This is a genomic window from Nocardia elegans NBRC 108235 (assembly GCF_001612845.1).
Taxonomy (GTDB): domain Bacteria; phylum Actinomycetota; class Actinomycetes; order Mycobacteriales; family Mycobacteriaceae; genus Nocardia; species Nocardia nova.
On the sequence record NZ_BDBF01000054.1, the window covers coordinates 25,318 to 40,889 of the forward strand.

Here is a 15,572-nt window from a genome sequence, read left to right on the forward strand (position 1 = left end):
CTTCGTCCCACGAAAACGAAAGGCCGACACGTGATTTCGTGTCGGCCTCGCTTCACCCGGGGGCTGGGGGCCGGGCCCCCAGCTTTCCCTACGGGTGCGGGGGCGAAGCCCCCAGGACCCAGCGTCAGCGCGGCGCCATGCGCAGCGCACCGTCCATGCGGAAGGTCTCGCCGTTCAGGTAGTCGTGCTCGGTGATGTACTGCGCGAGCTGCGCGTACTCGTCCGGGCGGCCCAGGCGCGACGGGAACGGCACACCGGCCTCGAGGCCCTTGCGGTACTCCTCGGTGACGCCGGCCAGCATCGGGGTGTCGATGATGCCGGGGGCGATGGTGTTGACGCGGATGCCGAACTGGGCCAGGTCGCGCGCGGCCGGAACGGTCATGCCGGCGACGCCGCCCTTGGAGGCGGAGTAGGCGATCTGGCCGATCTGGCCCTCGAACGCCGCCACCGACGCGGTGTTGATCACGACGCCGCGCTGGCCGTACTCGTCGACCGGCTCGGTCTTGGAGATGGCGTCGGCGGCCAGGCGCATCACGTTGAAGGTGCCCAGCAGATTCACGGTGATCACGGTCCGGAACAGCTCCAGATCGTGCGGGCCGTTCTTGGACAGGATGCGTCCCGCCCAGCCCACACCGGCGCAGTTGACCACGATGCGCGGCGGCACACCGGATTCGACGACCTTCGCCACCGCGGCGGCGACCTCGTCGTTGCTGGTCACGTCGGTCGGGATCAGGGTGACACCGGCGGGGACGCTGTCGCCGGCCCGTTCGATCGACTGAGCCAGATCGAGACCGAATACGGTCGCACCCTGGTCGGCGAAGCGTTTTGCGGTCGCGGCGCCCAGACCGGACGCAGCTCCGGTGATGATCGCGGCGGAGCCCGAAATCTCCACGGTGTTTGGTCCTCTCGTTAGTGACGGCCCTATGGGTACTGGCCTTCCGTCAACAGCACCATATCGGGCGTGGGTGCGGTCACAGCCGGGGGTGCGCCGCGTGGGAAGCCGGAACCGCGCAGAATGGAAGACAACCAGCTAGTTTCGTTTGCGAACTGGTACGCGATCGATCGATGGAGTAACCACATGACCGCCTCGGCCCCCGCGGACCGCCGGCTCCCTCGGGGCCGGCACGGAATCCCGCGGGAAACGGTCGTCCAGGACCAGCGCGACCGAATCCTCGCGGCGATGGCGGATGCGATGGCCGCACACGGCTATGTGGGCACGTCGGTCGCGGCGGTGCTCAAGCGAGCGGGTGTGTCGCGGGAGACCTTCTACGAGCAGTTCCGCTCGAAAGAGGATTGTTTCGAGGCGGCCTACGAGCGAGCCGTGGAACTGCTGATCGCGCGCATGCAGGATGCGCTGCCGCCGGCGCCGGATCGGTCCGCCGGGACCGGCACCGGCGGCAGCGATTCCGCACGAAATCCTGCGCGCCGGCCCGATGCCCCGGCCGGCCCGCCGATCGGCGCCTTGCTCGACGCCTACCTCGACGGTCTGGCCTCCGAACCGGCCTATGCGCGCCTGTTCCTCGTCGAGGTCTACGCCGCGGGGCCCAAGGCGATCGCGCGGCGCGCGGAACTGCAGGAATCGTTCGTCTCACTCGTCGCGGACATTCTCGACGCCCGCACCGATCAGCAGCGCTTCGCGTGCCGCACCATGGTGGCCGCCCTCAGCGCCATGGTGACCGCCCACGTCGCGGCCGATGATCTGGACGGGCTGCGTGAGTTGCGCGAGCCGATGCTCGAGTTGGTCCGCCGCAGCGGCGATCTGTTCGGCGGCGTTCCCGCCGACCCCGGCGCCCTCGATCGCACCGATCCGCGGGAGCATTTCGATCCCTGGTGACCACCGCGGCATGCCGACTCAGTCGAGGCAGAATTCGTTGCCCTCCGGATCGGCCATCACGATATGCCCGTTGCCCAGCGGGGGAGCCGGTTCGTGGCGCTGCAGCCTGGTCGCGCCGCGGGATACGAGCCGCTCGGCCTCGGCCTCCAAGGCCGCCATCCGTTCGTCGCCGCTGAGGCCGGGGGCTGCCCGCACGTCCAGGTGTACGCGATTCTTGGCCTGTTTGCCCTCGGGCACCCGCTGGAAGAACAGCCGCGGACCGGCGCCCTCGGGGTCGATCAGCGCCGAAGCGTCGTTGCGCCGTTCGGGCGGCACGTGCATGGCCGCCAGCGCCTCGTCCCAGGTCCGGAATCCGGGTGGTGGATCCTGCAGCCGGTAGCCGAGGGCGTCGGCCCAGAACTCGGCCAATGTCGCGGGATCGCCGCAGTCGAAGGTGATCTGGACATCGCGGGCCATCAGCTCGCCTCCTGTCGGTTCCGGTGCAGGTAGAGGTCGCGCAGCAGGCAGACCTCCGCCAGATGGTGGATCAGTTCGCGATGGATGTGCAAAACCAGTGCCGAGAGCGGGAGTTCGGCATAGGGCCCCTCGGCCGCACCGCACGGACGGTCGAGGCCGTCTTCGCCCAGCGATTCGATGCCGCCCAGCCAGGTGGAATATTCCGAATCGAGTTGGGCCAGTGCGTCTTTCGCGGTCTCGGCGTACTCGAACGAGTAGTAGTCGGTGGCCGCGCGCCCGAAGTGCGCGGCGTTGCGCACGGCGAGTACGCCGACGATCACATGGCCGAGCCGCCACGCGATCGTCGTGAACGGCGCGGGCTCCGGCGGCGGGAAGGCGAAGTCGATGGTCATCGCGCCGGAACCGCCCTGGATCGGTGCGCTGCCGGCGCCGCGCGGGTGCAGGTTCCAGCAGCCGGGCACGGGCTCCCAGAAGTACTCGTCGTCGGTGAGCCCGTCGAGCCGGGGCCGGAGTTGGTTGGTCCAGTGCCGGTCGATCTGCTCGCGCAGCAGTTTGTTCCAGTCGGTCATGGGCACAGCTTCGCGCGAATAGCGGACAGATGCCTTCCGCAATTTGTGCCACCATGAGCACATGACCGTCGAGGCGACTACCGAACGGGTGCTGCGGCTGCTGGCCCTGCTGCAACGGCGGCCGTCGTGGACGGCCTCCGAACTGGCCGCCGAGCTGGGCGTCACCGATCGTTCGGTGCGCCGCGACGTCGAGCGTCTGCGCGCGATCGGTTATCCCGTCCAGGCCACGGCCGGTGTCGGCGGGGGATACCAACTCGGCGCGGGTACGCGGCTGCCGCCGCTGCTGCTCGACGACGAGGAGGCCATCGCCACCGCGGTGTCGCTGCGCCTGGCCACCGGAGGAACCGTCGCGGGTGCGGGCGAGGCGGCGCTGCGGGCACTGACGAAGCTCGATCAGGTGATGCCGCCCCGATTGCGGGCCGAGGTGCGCGCGGTCCACGACGCGACCGAGACCATGGCCGGTCCGGGAATCGAGATCGACGCCGAGTTGCTGATGACCCTCGCCCGGGCCTGCCGGGACGCCGTCCGGGTCCGCTTCCACTACGCCGGCCGCACCGGGGTCGCCGGTGAACGCACCGTCGAACCGGTCCGCATGGTCACCACCGGCCGGCGCTGGTATCTCATGGCCCGCGACGTGGACCGCGACGACTGGCGCACCTTCCGCCTCGACCGCATGCGGGAGGTGCAGGCCACGACCTGGCGCTTCCGTCCCCGCGCCCATCCGGACCCGGTCGGCTACGTCCAGCGATCGGTGGCCGAGGCACCGTACCGCCACCTCGCCCGAATCCGTGTGCACGCCGATTCCGCCCGGGTGCGCGACCTGATTCCGCCCCAGGTCGGCCGCGTCGAAGACGATCGCGACGGCTGGTCGGTATTGACGGTGGCCGGTGACGACCTCGACTGGCTCGCGGTCCGCATCGTGCGCCTGGGTTTCGAGGTCGACGTCGTCGAGCCGCCGGAACTGCGGGAGGCCGCGGCCCGTCTGGCCCGCGATCTGTCGGCGATAGCCGAACCGGGCCGTGCCGCCGGCCGCTCAGCGCCCGTGCAGTGAATGCGGTTCCGCCGGCTCCTCCTCGGGCCGATCCGGGCGGCCGAGCAGGCCCCACACCGCACCGCCGAGCAGCGGCACGACGGCCGCGAGCGAGTACTCGCCGAGTTTGCCCAGGTCCGGCGCCACCGCGCCGAGCAGGGTGGCGGCACCGATGTAGAGGAACAGCAGGCCGGAAGCGACCGCGACCGCTCGTTCCGGAATGTGCTTGCCCACGGTGATGCCGATCGCGATGGCGAGACCGCCGGCCGCGACCATGCCCGCGACCGAACCCGCCCAGACGGCCACCCAGTTGTGATTGGAGGCCAGCGCGATGGTGGCGAACATGGTCCGGTCGCCGAGTTCGGCGAGCAGGAACGAGGAGATCACGATCAGGAAGGCGCGGCCGGGGGAGGTGGGGCCGGTGGTTACGGGCTCGTCGGGATCGGGTTCCTCGTGCCGGGACGCCCACAGCGTCCACACACCGACCGCCAGCAGGATGATGCCGGTGCAGAGTGCGATCAACTCGGTGGGCAGGGCAGCTCCGAGGAAATGTCCTACGCCGACGGCGATCACGTTCACCAGAACGCTCGCGACGGTGATACCGCCCAGCACGATCCACCAGCGGTAACGCAGAGCGAAGGTCAAGGCCATCAGCTGCGATTTGTCGCCGAGTTCGGCGACGAAGAGCACGCCGAAGCTCAGTAGTATCGCGGCGATCATTATCGGCTCCCAGGTCTCCGGCGTATCGGCCGAAGACGGGCGCCCTCAGCCGACCACGCCGCATGAACGGTCTGTCGTCGGCCGAAGGTCTCGCCCACCGGAAAACCGGTTCGGATGGCCGGATCCGTCCAGCGGATCAGTATGTCGACCATGCGATTGCGGGCTACTCCCCTTCGCTACATCTCAGCCTACCCTTACCCCTACCCGGCTGCCAACTCCCTGTTGCCGAAATCGCAATGCGCGCAATAAGTTTGGCGATGCGGCAGAAAATTTTCGGGTACCCGTCGAAGGGATTTCGCCGGGGCGGGGCACCTCGTTCGGACTGCCGTGTCGCGGGTGTGAAGGGGCGTCGTGGACCTCAGGCGGCGAGCAGCATGGCCAGCACCGCGGTATCGGGATCCGAGATCGGATCCACGCCCACGCGGCTGACCATGGAGGTGACCGTGCCGTCGAGTTCGGCCTCCACCCACGCCGCCCGGTGCGCCAGCCCCAGATGCGGAACGCCCGGCAGCAGAACGCATCCCGACGCGGCACCGACACATTCGGGTAGCGACGGATTCGTCTCCGAGGGCGGATGCAACATCATCAGCGCGGGCGGCACATGATCGGCGAAGCGCCCCGGCTCGATCGCTTCCTCGCCCAATACCGGCCCCTCGGCCACCACCAGTCCGACGGTGCCCGGATGCGGGTCGTCGGGCAGTTCTTCGCGCGCACCGAAGACCGTCGTGGTGGTCAGCAGGCCGGGCAGGCTCGCCACCCGCACCGCGAGCGCCAGCAGTTGCGCCCATTCCTTGGTCGTATCGGGCCAGCGCCCGGAGATCACGAAGCCACGCAGCAGGCCGCGGGCCTGGAACGGCGTGACCCCGACCGGATTGTTCGTACGCATCGGATGCCTCCCGAACTGTCAACGGGGGCGGCTCCGCGGTGAGCGAGCCCGTCCTCGGCCTATCGTGCGATAGGAGTACCCGAGAATGACTCGAACAATGTCTGGCACACAAGTACCAGAGAGTGCTAAATCGCAGGTAACACGGCCGAAACACGGCCCCGAACGCAACTCAGGCCATACCGGAACGGTATGGCCTGAGTACGCGAAGAGGCGGATCAGCTCAGCCGAAGATGAGGCCCTTGCCCTGAGCGACGGCCTTGGCGAAGCGCTCCTGCACGTCGGCCCAGTTGACGACGTTCCAGAACGCCTTCACGTAGTCGGCCTTGACGTTCTTGTACTGCAGGTAGAAGGCGTGCTCCCACATGTCGACCTGCAGCAGCGGAATGATGCCGAGCGGCACGTTGGCCTGCTGGTCGTACAGCTGGAAGGTCAGCAGCTTCTGGCCGAGGGTGTCGTAACCCAGCACGGCCCAGCCCGAACCCTGCAGGCCGTTGGCGGCAGCGGTGAATTGCGCGCGGAACTTGTCGAACGATCCGAACTGGTCGTCGATCGCGGCGGCCAGGTCCCCGACCGGCTTGTCGCCGCCGTTGGGGGACAGGTTCTTCCACCAGATCGAGTGGTTCACGTGACCACCGAGGTGGAAGGCCAGGTTCTTCTCGTGCAGGAAGATCGCGCCGTGGTCCTCGGCCTCGCGCGCGGCTTCCAGCTTCTCGAGCGCGGTGTTGACGCCGGCGACGTATGCGGCGTGATGCTTCGAGTGGTGAATCTCGTTGATCTGCCCGGAGATGTGAGGCTCCAAGGCGCCGTAGTCGTAATCCAGATCTGGCAGCGTGTACTCAGCCACGATGTCCCTTCCTCATGATGTCGGCGCGTGTACCCGGTCTTGTCGAGCACACCAACCTTCATTCGTACACCCGCTCGATGCAACCGGGTCCGGTCCACCCTAGATTCCCACGGCCCGAAATCGACTGCGCGGCCAGGATCGAGGGCGCATGCCCGAGATATGCCCCGGCTCGGAGATTTATTCACGCTGAACGCATGTCGGCGCACATTTCGCGTGGATCCCGATACCGGGTTCCGCCACTTCGGTGGCGCGATCCGTCCCTACATCGGCGGTGCGACGTCGGGCAGCATGGTGCGCGGATCGCACGAGTCGTGCGCCTTCCACCAGCGCCGGGCGCCGGCCGCGAATTCGTCGAGACCGACCAGACTTCCGTCGGCGGTCTCGATGGTGACGTCCTCGAACCAGACCCGCACATCCAGTTCGCGGGGATCGGTGCCCTCCTGCTGGGAGAACTCGAGGACGTGGGCAGGGGTCCGATCGCTGATCGTGGTGTCGAAGCTCAGCAGCTCGCGCCACAGCGCCCAGCCGCTGTCGTCGACGTCGATGAAATCCCAGCCGTGCAGGGCGCCGCCGCCGAATCCGGCGATGGCGTCCCCGAGGGTGTCGAGGGTGAGGGGGAAGATATGTGGTTCCAGGTCGTCCCAGCGCTGCTGGCGCAGGGATGCCGCGACCCGGCTGACCCCGGACAGTGTGAGCGACACCCGGCCGTCGGCGGGCTGCCCGTCACCGGGGAGGGTGAGCACCTCCAGTTCGATTCGAAGTCGTGCGTCCGCGGCGTCGACCACGAGTCCGAGACAGGTCGCCTCGGCGAGTGCGGTGTTGAGCCCGGCCGTATCCAATCCGTCGAGTAACGCCCTGCTCGCGTCCATAGCGTCAGGCTACCGATTCCCCGCCGTCGAGCCCGGTATTTCAATTTCTCGCTAGTGTTGTCGTTTTTTTGCCGAAGAGAGGGAACCGATCGGTCAGACCGCCCGTCCAAGTATGTGTCGGGTCTCGTAGCGGCCGGTGATACGCCGTTGACCAGCGCAGAGGCCCGCAGGCGGCGGCGGGGGCCGCTCCGGGACGAGGAGGGGAGTCCCGGAGCGGCCCCCGTTCCGTTTTCCTGAATCGGATGATGCGAACCGACCGGTCTCGCAAGTCGCAACCTGTGGATGAGGTTGTGGATTATGTGGATAACTGGGGGTGAGATATACACAGGTCGGTGTGCCCGGGGTGTGCGGCACGGTATCGACGGCCGGAACAAACCTGGAGTTCACCCAGGCGATCGACTGCCGGGTCTCCCCGCCGATCCGGGGGACATGGCAGGATCGTCCATTGTGACGAGCTCCGAAATCCTCTCGGTGCCGGTCCAGGATCTGCCTGCCGAATTCGACGCCGCACCGTCGGCGGGTGCCGGATCCGGTGCCGGCGCCCCGTCCGCGATCCTGCTCGATGTCCGCGAAGCCGACGAATGGCAGCTCGGCCACGCGCCGGCCGCGCTGCACATCCCGATGATCGACGTGCCCGCACGCCTGGACGAACTGGACTACGACGCCGAGATCTACGTGGTCTGCCGGCAGGGCGGGCGCTCGATCGAGGTCGCCAAGTATCTGGCGTACGTGGGATTCGAGGTCTACCAGGTCGTCGGCGGCATGGTCGCCTGGCAGCGGGCCGGACGCCCACTGAGCACCCCGGGCGATCACGAGGCGAAAATCTACTGACGAGCCGTCGAACACCACGAGCGCAACCGCACACCCGATGATGAAGGTCGACTGGATGGAAGGGGGAGCAGCCCGGTGAGTACGGTCGTGCAACCCTGCGCCCGGTGCGGCGCCCGCTGGGCGGTGCACGGCAGCCCGATGCACTGGTGCCCGCGCTGTCGCGGTGTGCTGCTGTCTCCTGCGCCCGTCGACGCGCCGCCGGAACGGCGTAACTACCGCTGGGTGGCCCGCCCGCCGGGGCGCGGCCCGCGGGGCGAACGTCCGCGTCCGACGCCCGCGGTCGATCCGGCCACCCCGCGCTACACCGAGATTCCGCGCTGGGGACTGCGGGATCGGCCGCCGCACGTCGCCGTCACGCCGCAGAACCGGGTCCAGGCCGTCCTGCACTGGCTGACCGAACGGGTGGCCGGTCTGCTGCTCGCCACCGTCATCCTGTTCGGACTGTCGGCGGTCGCCGAATTCGGCCGCTATCTGATTCTGCTGCGCAACCGCACCCGGCTGATCCAGCCGCTGCTGCTGTTCTTCTCCGACCTCACCGTCTACGCGACCTCGGTCGCCGCGCTGATCTGCGCGCTGGTCACCGCGGTGGGCCTGATCGGCTGGCTGGTCCGCGCGCGCCGCAGCGCCTATGCCGACAACGGCCGCCGCGATCCCCGCTCCCTGCGGGCGCTGCTGTGCGGCGGGATCGTTCCGGTGGTCAATCTGGTCTGGCCGGGCGTTTTCCTCACCGAACTGGTCCGTCAGCTGGGTGGCGATCCGCGCACGCTGCGCGCGGTGCGGATCTGGTGGTGTGTCTGGGTTCTCAACGGTGTGATGGTGATCGCGTCGCTGTTCTGGCGCACGGCCGATACGCTGCAGGGCCAAGCCGACGGTGTGATCTTCACGGTCTACACCGATCTGGTCGCGGTCGCGGCGGCGGTGCTGTCGCTGTGGGTGCTGCGGATGTGCGAGGGTCGTGATCTGCGCGGCCGGATCCGGATGCCCAAGCGCTGGTTGCCCGCGACCGGTCCGGCGGTGCCGGTGATCGAGCCCGTCCATCCGGTCGCCGTGGCGGAAGCCGACAACCGGTCGGCCGGCGGCCACATCGAAGCACCGGACATCGAAGCCGAGCACACCGAAGCGGAGCGCGTCGAACAAGAGGAGGTCATGGCCAAGTGAGCCAGGGCAATCGCGCACCGTTCGTGGTCGCGCACCGGGGTGCGTCGGGGACCCGTCCCGAACACACCCTCGCCGCCTACGAGCTGGCATTGGAGGAGGGCGCCGACGGTGTCGAATGCGATGTCCGGCTGACCCGTGACGGTCACCTGGTCTGTGTGCACGACCGCACCGTGGACCGCACCTCGTCCGGCACCGGCCTGGTCAGCGAGATGACCCTCGACGAGCTGCGCGAACTCGACTTCGGCGGTGACGGCAGCCCCGCACCCGTGCTGACGCTGAGCGAGCTGATCACGCTGGTACTGGACTGGCGCAGCCGGCCGACCAAACTGTTCATCGAGACCAAGCATCCGGTCCGCTACGGCGCGCTGGTGGAGAACAAGGTGCTGGCCGAATTGCAGCGCTTCGGCATCGCCACACCGGCCTCGGCCGACCATTCCCGAGCGGTCGTGATGTCGTTCGCCGCCACCGCGGTATGGCGCATCCGCCGCGCCGCTCCGCTGCTGCCGACCGTGCTGCTCGGCGAATCCTCGCGGTATCTGGGCGGCAGCGCCGCCACGACGGTCGGCGCCACCGCGGTCGGCCCGTCGGTGAAAACCCTGCGCGAACATCCCGAACTCGTCGACAAGGCCGCGGCGGCCGGCCGCGCCACCTACTGCTGGACCGTCGACGATCCCCAGGACGTCGAATTGTGCGCGGAGCTGGGCGTCAGCTGGGTCGCGACCAACCATCCCGGCCGGACCAAGACCGTGCTGGACGGTATCTGATCCACCCGGCCGGCCCCGGCGGCCGACTCGATGCGTCCCGCGGGGCGAATTCCGGCGCCCCGGCGCGGCGGAATCGGTGCGCCCCTGCGCGGCCGTGGCCGCGGGAACCTGTAGGTTCTGCGTTCGTGGGTAAGAGCAAGCGCAACAGTCCCAAGCCCGACAGTAATCGGGCTCAGCGCCTCGCCGAACGTCGTGCGGCGCAACAGCAGGCCGCCTCGGCCGTCACGCGTCCCTTCGCCGGGCTGGCCGCCGAATGCGACCTGGTCGCACTCCGCGAGTTCGTTCCGTCGGCGACCGCGACCCTGAAACTGGCCGCCGGCGTCTCCGCCGAGCGGCCGGTGACCTTGGCCACCGTGCTGCCCGGCGCCGTCGCCGCCCTGGTCCGCGCCGGTGACGAGCCGACCGGTTTCGTCGGGGCGCAGGTGCAGTTCCAGTCGGAGAATCCGGCCGCCGATCTGGCCGCCGCGATTCTGTGGACGCAGGCCGCCGAACCCGGCGCATCGCTCACCGCGGCAAGCGAGGCCGCCCAGGAGGCGGTGCCCCCGCTGACCGAGGTGATCGACCCCAAGGCGCCTCTGGATCTGACCGTCCACCAGAACTTCCAGTGGTGGGTCCCGGAGGGCGTCACGCCGGATCCGCAGGTCGCCGCGACGATCGACCAGGCCGATCAGGCGATCATGCCGTCGGACCGGCTCGCTCTCGGCGCCGAATCCGTGGGCGCGGCGTGGTGGGTCGACGCGGGGGAGAAGGCGCATCTGCGCTGGGTCCGGCCCGAGGACGAGGATGACCTGATGCTGGCCCTCGCGCGCGTGCACGCCGCGGGCGGACTGCACCTGGGCGAGGGTTCCCGATTCGCGGGCTCGTTCCGCACGCACGGCCTGCTGGTGCCGGTCTTCGATCTGGATCGCGAACGCCACCCGAGTGAATGGGTCACCCCCGCAAACGAATTCGGTGCGCGCCTGGCCGAGGCGCTGGCCTCCGACGCCCCGATGAGTTCCGACGAGCGGCGCTCGCGCGACGGACTGCGCTCGCGCCAGGTCACCCTGCGCTAGCGAAACCCACTGCGGGACAAGCGTTTCGCATCGGCTCCAGACGACGAACTCGGCCCGCCGGACGGCAGGCCGAGTTCGTTTTTCGCGTTTCGTCTCGCGTCAGATGTTTCCGCCGGCCGCCGAGGGCGCCCCCGAGGCATCGCTCGGACCGCTCATCTCGCGGGAGACGAAATACTCGAGATCGAACAGATTCGACCCGGCCCGATCCGCGACGGTGAGCAGCGTGGTCATCCGCGCCACCTCTTCGACCTGTTCCTTCAGGAACCACTGCATGAACTGCTCGCCCAGGTAATCGCCCTCTTCGCGGGCGGTACTGGCCAACTGGATGATCTGCTCGGTGACGGTCTTCTCCTGCTGCAGCGCCAATTGGATCGGCTCGCGCGCATTCTCGAATTGCGAGCGCGCGCCATCGACTCCGGAGAGTTCGACGCTCATATCCCGATCGAGGAAATACTGCACGATCATCATCGCGTGATTGCGTTCCTCGATGGCCTGGGCATAGAAGTGCTTCGCCAGAACCGGCAGGTCGGCGTTGTCGAACCACACCGCGATCGCAATGTACTGGTGCTCGGCATTGAATTCATGCCTGATCTGATCGTGGAGCAGGGCGTGAAATTTGCTGTGCGAGGAATCGGGGTGGCTGGACATGGGCCCGACATTAGTGCTGGTCAACTTCGGCTGTCATCCAAGTACACCCTTAATGAGGCAAGTGTTGCCTTAGTTATCGCCGTCGCACCCTTGCGACGGGCCGCATTCGGTGAATTCGTCGACTGCCTGCGATTTCCAGCCTCGCCCGCATTTCATCGCCGCGCACTTCCCGCGGGTTTCGGCGCGGAGGCATCGGGCGCGCGTGTGGCCGGAATCTCGCGCGCCACGAACTCCTCGATGTCGAACAGATTGCCGGCCGCGCGCCCGCAGACCGCCACCAGGGTGGTGAGCCGCGCCACCTCCTCGAGCTGGTCTTCGAGAAACCAGCGGATGAACTGTTCGCCGAGATAATCGCCCGCATCCCGGGCGGTCCGGGTCAGTGTGGTGATGAGATCGGTCAGCTCCCGTTCGCGAGCCAGCAGGAATTCCACGGTGGCCGAGGGTGATTCGAATTCCGAACACACTTCGTCGGTACCCGTGACCGTGACGGCGACATCCCGGTCGAGCAGATACTGCACCATCCGCAAGGCATGGGCGCGTTTGTCCTCCGCGCCTGCATAGCAAATACGTGCCAGCTGCGGCAGTCGCTGCGCGTCGAAATAGACGGCGGCGGCGAGATATTGCTGCGAGGCGGTGAATTCGTGCCGTATCTGCGCGCGCAGGAGTTCGGGGAAGGGGCCGGTACCGGGCATGCCCCCGACGCTACCGGGTGAGCAGATCGTCCGGGATCGCCTGGTCGTGCGCCAGCGCGTCGAAGAATCGGCTCGCCCGATCCTTGTCCCACAACAGCACGTTGCCCGAGCCGGACTCGTCGGTGAAACCGCCGATGGGCACCGTGGTGGCAATCGTCTTACCGTGCAGCGCCCAGCCCAGCCGGCCGAGATCCCAGATGTGATCTCCCTTGTCGACCTGCAGTGAGGACGCCACATCGCGAGCCAGTGGCCACACCTTCAACGGATTGGCGAGCGTACCGGCGCTGGTCGCCTTCTCCAGCAGCGCGGAAAGGAACAGCCGCTGATTGTTCATACGGTCCAGATCCGCCCGGGGCGTGGCACGGGTGCGCACGAAGCCGAGCGCCTGGGAGCCGGACAGATGCTGGCATCCCGCCGGGAGGTCGATGCCGGCCTTCGGATCGTCGATCGCATCGGGCAGGCACATATCGATCCCGCCGAGTGAATCGACCATGCCCGCGAAACCGCCGAAGCCGATCTCGGCGAAATGATCGATCCGTAGGCCGGTCGCGTTCTCGACCGTCTGCACCAGCAATTTCGGACCGCCGGCGGAGAACGCCGCGTTGAGTTTGTCCTTGCCGACGCCCGGAATGCTCACATACGAATCGCGCGGCAGGCTCACCACGGTGGGCGCACCGGATTTCGGGATGTGCACGAGCATGATGGTGTCGCTGCGCTCACCACCGGCATCGGCGCTGTCGCCGGTCGACAGCTCCTTCTCCTGTTCCGGCGTCAGACCGACGCGGGTGTCGGATCCGGTGAGCAGCCAGTTCGTGCCGGCCGTCTGCGCGACCCGGTCGGGATAGGCGGACAGGGCGTCGATGCGGTGCAGTGAGCGATCCAGATAGATCACCCCCGCGACGGGCAGCAGAACGATGATGAGCAGCAGAATCAGCAACCACCTGCCCCAATGCCGTTTCCGGCGGGTCCGCGGCGCACGTGGTTCGCGCGGCGGGCGTTCGGTGCGGCGGGGACGTGCCGGGGGCGGCGGCGGTGGTTCCCGGTACGGAACCGGGCGCTGCGTCGGAGCGTGGGTGGGCGGTTCGCCGCCGGGTGCGACGCCGTGTTCGAAGGGCTGCGGGTTACCGCGCGGCCGGGCGGGACTGCTCGGGACCTGTGACCAGGCCAGCGGTGGATTGTCGCCGTCGCGGTGGATGACCTGGGTCGGTTCGATCGGTGGGCGCCCGGGCGGATGGCCCGAGCCGGGCGGCAGCGGCCGGCCCGAGCCGGGAGGACGGCCCGAATTCGGCGGGCGGCCCGAGCCGGGTGGCATCGGCCGTCCGGAACCGGGCGGAACTCGCGGATCGTGGCCGTGCCGATCCGGCGGCGGCATGCGCCGACCATCCGGGCCCGCCGGCGGCGGCACCCGGCGGGTCCGCGGATACTGCTGGGGGTCGTCGCCGTTCACCACCGAGATGGTACTGACCGGGGCGTTGTGCTCGTCGGCACAATGCGTCCGCGGGGGTGAACGTGGCTGATTCCCGCAGGTCGGCCCGGTCTTACGGCAGCCAGGAGCCGTGGCCGTGCAGTGCGGTGTAGCCGATGTAGGCGACCGAATCGATCGTCGCGTGTGCCAGGATCAGCGGCCACAGCCGTCCGGTCCGCTGCCAGTACCGGCCGAAGATCACCCCCATCACCAGGTTGCCGAGGCCTCCGCCCAACCCCTGATACAGGTGATAACTGCCACGCAGCAGCGCCGACGCGGCCAGTGATCGGTTCTCCGACCACCCGAGCATGCGCAGCCGGCTGATCAGATACCCGACGACGACGATCTCCTCGGCCACGGCATTCGCGATGGCCGAGAGCACCAGCACCGGCAATCGCCACCAGTGGTCGTGCAGGGAACTGGGCACGATCGTCACGCTGAGCCCCAGCGCATGGGCGGCCAGATAAAGACCCAGTCCGGGCAGGCCGATCACCGCGGCGAGGACGAGGCCGGGGACCACGTCACCACGCCACCGGAGCCGCGCCAGCCCGATCAGTCGCGGCCCGATTCCGCTGCGCCACAACAGATACAGTCCCAGCGCACCCCAGCCGATCAGTCGTGCGACGCTCAACAGCTGAAACAGCAGATCGATCGTCGACTGCGCGGCCCGCGAGGGATTCAGCGCGACCTGCTGCCCGCCGATTCCGCCCGGCGCCAGCGCGCTTTCCAGCAGCGACAGTGCCGCACCGGCCCCGCTCGTCCCGAAGGTGACGACCAGGACGATCGCGATCTCCACCCGGACGGCGAACCGGTCGCGCTCCGCAGCGGGATCGGGCCAGGTAGCTGCGAAACGATCACCCGGAACCATAGGAACAATCTAGGGGTGCTCCGCCGCGTGCCGCGTATCCGGCGTGCTCTCAGGCGGAGCGATCGGAGCCGTGCATGCGGTCGAGGAACGGGCAACCGGCGAGGATCCGCACCGCGCGGCTCAGCGACTGCACATCGTCCACCGGTGCGTGGAAGGGCAGTCGCACATCGTGATCGGTGTCGGGTCCCTCGACCCGGAGCGTGACGCCGTAGCGGTCGATGGCCAGCGGCCGCACCGAACCACCGCGCAGCCGGACCGGCAGATGGCGGGCCAGCCGGGCGATCACATCCGCGTGATCGGAGTCCATATGGTGCAGCCAGGCCGCTTCCAGCTCCCAGAACGGGTCGGCGTCGGCGCTGCGCAGATCGTGCGGGCAGACCGATTCGGCGCCGGCGGAATCGGCGACGACGGCCGATTCCAGCACCAGTCGCAGCAGCGTGCTGGTGTGACCGACATCGAGCAGACCCGGATGCGGATATTCGCTCGCGACCTGAGATGCCAAGGCGCGCTGGGCATGTCCGGGTACCGCGCGCACCCGCCCGCGCAGCCAGACGAGCGCCCGGACGGGCTCGCGCAACGCCAGGGGTGCGTGGTCGGTCAGCTCCAGCACCCCCGGCGAACCGACCTCGGCCGCCGCGGCGGCGACCGCCGCCGAATTGCGCGCGACGGCGACGACCACATCGCCGCACGCGCGCAGATGATGCACGGTCGTGGGAATCGGATCGGTGCCGGGCAGGGCCAGGACGGAACTCTCGGCATGGGCGCACGCGCTGCGGATCCGCTCCGCGGCGGATGGAGCGGCGGACGTGATCGTGCGGCGCATACAGACCTCCAGTGACGAACCCGGGACGGATACGGCGGATAATTAGGTAAACCTAAGCTAAGT

Annotated in this window: 18 protein-coding genes; 6 read left to right on the forward strand and 12 right to left on the reverse strand. The window is 68.5% G+C overall.

All coding sequences use genetic code 11. The features are described from left to right. Positions 1–124 precede the first annotated feature (124 nt). Entirely contained in the window at positions 125–892 is a 768-nt protein-coding gene (locus tag NE2_RS29500) for an SDR family NAD(P)-dependent oxidoreductase (protein ID WP_030516743.1), read from the reverse strand. Between the two features lie 186 nt (positions 893–1,078). On the opposite strand from NE2_RS29500, the gene NE2_RS29505 reads away from it, so the two are divergent. After that, positions 1,079–1,834 carry a TetR/AcrR family transcriptional regulator gene (locus NE2_RS29505; RefSeq protein ID WP_063031394.1) on the forward strand — a complete coding sequence of 252 codons (756 nt, stop codon included), beginning with the start codon at positions 1,079–1,081 and terminating at the stop codon, positions 1,832–1,834. An 18-nt stretch (positions 1,835–1,852) separates the two neighbouring features. On the opposite strand, the gene NE2_RS29510 is transcribed toward NE2_RS29505, so the two are convergent. Both NE2_RS29510 and NE2_RS29515 read right to left on the reverse strand, forming a co-directional pair. Beyond that, positions 1,853–2,290: a VOC family protein gene (locus NE2_RS29510; protein WP_063016485.1), complete on the reverse strand. Its 438-nt coding sequence runs from the start codon at positions 2,288–2,290 to the stop codon at positions 1,853–1,855. Further along, positions 2,290–2,859 carry a DinB family protein gene (locus NE2_RS29515; RefSeq protein WP_063031396.1) on the reverse strand — a complete coding sequence of 190 codons (570 nt, stop codon included), beginning with the start codon at positions 2,857–2,859 and terminating at the stop codon, positions 2,290–2,292. Before NE2_RS29515 ends, NE2_RS29510 begins: the two co-directional genes overlap by 1 nt. 61 nt (positions 2,860–2,920) lie before the next feature. Here NE2_RS29515 and NE2_RS29520 point away from each other — a divergent pair, with 61 nt between their 5' ends. After that, a complete protein-coding gene (locus tag NE2_RS29520) occupies positions 2,921–3,910 on the forward strand; it encodes a helix-turn-helix transcriptional regulator (RefSeq protein WP_063031398.1) in 990 nt (329 codons plus the stop codon). On the opposite strand, the gene NE2_RS29525 is transcribed toward NE2_RS29520, so the two are convergent. From NE2_RS29525 to NE2_RS29540, 4 genes are all read right to left on the reverse strand, one after another. Further along, on the reverse strand, positions 3,893–4,609 hold the full coding sequence (locus NE2_RS29525) for a TMEM165/GDT1 family protein (protein WP_063031400.1): 717 nt from the start codon (positions 4,607–4,609) through the stop codon (positions 3,893–3,895). The two genes, NE2_RS29520 and NE2_RS29525, sit on opposite strands and share 18 nt — an antisense overlap. Before the next feature lie 358 nt (positions 4,610–4,967). Continuing rightward, entirely contained in the window at positions 4,968–5,495 is a 528-nt protein-coding gene (locus tag NE2_RS29530) for a hypothetical protein (RefSeq protein ID WP_030516749.1), read from the reverse strand. Between the two features lie 220 nt (positions 5,496–5,715). Then, positions 5,716–6,339, reverse strand: a complete 624-nt coding sequence (locus NE2_RS29535) for a superoxide dismutase (protein WP_030516750.1) — start codon at positions 6,337–6,339, stop codon at positions 5,716–5,718. Positions 6,340–6,599: 260 nt separating this feature from the next. Next, positions 6,600–7,208, reverse strand: coding sequence for a hypothetical protein (locus NE2_RS29540; RefSeq protein WP_063031402.1), 609 nt, complete (start codon positions 7,206–7,208; stop codon positions 6,600–6,602). Positions 7,209–7,655: 447 nt separating this feature from the next. On the opposite strand from NE2_RS29540, the gene NE2_RS29545 reads away from it, so the two are divergent. The 4 genes from NE2_RS29545 (at position 7,656) to NE2_RS29560 (ending at position 11,013) form a co-directional block, all read left to right on the forward strand. Continuing rightward, complete coding sequence (locus tag NE2_RS29545) at positions 7,656–8,039, forward strand: rhodanese-like domain-containing protein (RefSeq protein WP_233429912.1); 384 nt, start codon at positions 7,656–7,658, stop codon at positions 8,037–8,039. A 75-nt stretch (positions 8,040–8,114) separates the two neighbouring features. After that, positions 8,115–9,197 (forward strand): DUF4328 domain-containing protein, encoded by a 1,083-nt coding sequence (locus NE2_RS29550; protein ID WP_233429913.1) that lies wholly within the window; start codon positions 8,115–8,117, stop codon positions 9,195–9,197. Beyond that, positions 9,194–9,961 (forward strand): glycerophosphodiester phosphodiesterase, encoded by a 768-nt coding sequence (locus NE2_RS29555; protein ID WP_030516754.1) that lies wholly within the window; start codon positions 9,194–9,196, stop codon positions 9,959–9,961. Before NE2_RS29550 ends, NE2_RS29555 begins: the two co-directional genes overlap by 4 nt. Before the next feature lie 125 nt (positions 9,962–10,086). Then, positions 10,087–11,013 carry a DUF5926 family protein gene (locus NE2_RS29560; protein WP_063031406.1) on the forward strand — a complete coding sequence of 309 codons (927 nt, stop codon included), beginning with the start codon at positions 10,087–10,089 and terminating at the stop codon, positions 11,011–11,013. Between the two features lie 99 nt (positions 11,014–11,112). Here the strand turns inward: NE2_RS29560 and NE2_RS29565 are convergent, their stop codons facing one another. The 5 genes from NE2_RS29565 to NE2_RS29585 all read right to left on the reverse strand — a co-directional run bounded on the left by NE2_RS29565 (position 11,113) and on the right by NE2_RS29585 (position 15,509). Next, entirely contained in the window at positions 11,113–11,661 is a 549-nt protein-coding gene (locus tag NE2_RS29565) for a ferritin (RefSeq protein WP_030516756.1), read from the reverse strand. A 152-nt stretch (positions 11,662–11,813) separates the two neighbouring features. Beyond that, positions 11,814–12,353 carry a ferritin gene (locus tag NE2_RS29570; protein WP_063031409.1) on the reverse strand — a complete coding sequence of 180 codons (540 nt, stop codon included), beginning with the start codon at positions 12,351–12,353 and terminating at the stop codon, positions 11,814–11,816. A gap of 10 nt (positions 12,354–12,363) precedes the next feature. Further along, the gene (locus tag NE2_RS29575; protein WP_373862290.1) at positions 12,364–13,800 is read right to left on the reverse strand and encodes an LCP family protein; all 1,437 of its coding nucleotides are present in this window, start codon (positions 13,798–13,800) and stop codon (positions 12,364–12,366) included. A 91-nt stretch (positions 13,801–13,891) separates the two neighbouring features. After that, positions 13,892–14,686: a CPBP family intramembrane glutamic endopeptidase gene (locus NE2_RS29580; RefSeq protein ID WP_063031412.1), complete on the reverse strand. Its 795-nt coding sequence runs from the start codon at positions 14,684–14,686 to the stop codon at positions 13,892–13,894. Positions 14,687–14,735: 49 nt separating this feature from the next. Further along, entirely contained in the window at positions 14,736–15,509 is a 774-nt protein-coding gene (locus tag NE2_RS29585; protein WP_063031414.1) for a DUF2470 domain-containing protein, read from the reverse strand. Positions 15,510–15,572 lie beyond the last annotated feature (63 nt).

Bases quoted from the DNA above. Each gene is read 5' to 3' on its own strand.
- NE2_RS29570 (WP_063031409.1), bottom strand. From the start codon at position 12,353: ATGCCCGGTACCGGCCCCTTCCCCGAACTCCTGCGCGCGCAGATACGG.
- NE2_RS29505 (WP_063031394.1), top strand. From the start codon at position 1,079: ATGACCGCCTCGGCCCCCGCGGACCGCCGGCTCCCTCGGGGCCGGCAC.
- NE2_RS29585 (WP_063031414.1), bottom strand. From the start codon at position 15,509: ATGCGCCGCACGATCACGTCCGCCGCTCCATCCGCCGCGGAGCGGATC.
- NE2_RS29515 (WP_063031396.1), bottom strand. From the start codon at position 2,859: ATGACCGACTGGAACAAACTGCTGCGCGAGCAGATCGACCGGCACTGG.
- NE2_RS29530 (WP_030516749.1), bottom strand. From the start codon at position 5,495: ATGCGTACGAACAATCCGGTCGGGGTCACGCCGTTCCAGGCCCGCGGC.
- NE2_RS29580 (WP_063031412.1), bottom strand. From the start codon at position 14,686: ATGGTTCCGGGTGATCGTTTCGCAGCTACCTGGCCCGATCCCGCTGCG.
- NE2_RS29520 (WP_063031398.1), top strand. From the start codon at position 2,921: ATGACCGTCGAGGCGACTACCGAACGGGTGCTGCGGCTGCTGGCCCTG.
- NE2_RS29540 (WP_063031402.1), bottom strand. From the start codon at position 7,208: ATGGACGCGAGCAGGGCGTTACTCGACGGATTGGATACGGCCGGGCTC.
- NE2_RS29510 (WP_063016485.1), bottom strand. From the start codon at position 2,290: ATGGCCCGCGATGTCCAGATCACCTTCGACTGCGGCGATCCCGCGACA.
- NE2_RS29565 (WP_030516756.1), bottom strand. From the start codon at position 11,661: ATGTCCAGCCACCCCGATTCCTCGCACAGCAAATTTCACGCCCTGCTC.
- NE2_RS29525 (WP_063031400.1), bottom strand. From the start codon at position 4,609: ATGATCGCCGCGATACTACTGAGCTTCGGCGTGCTCTTCGTCGCCGAA.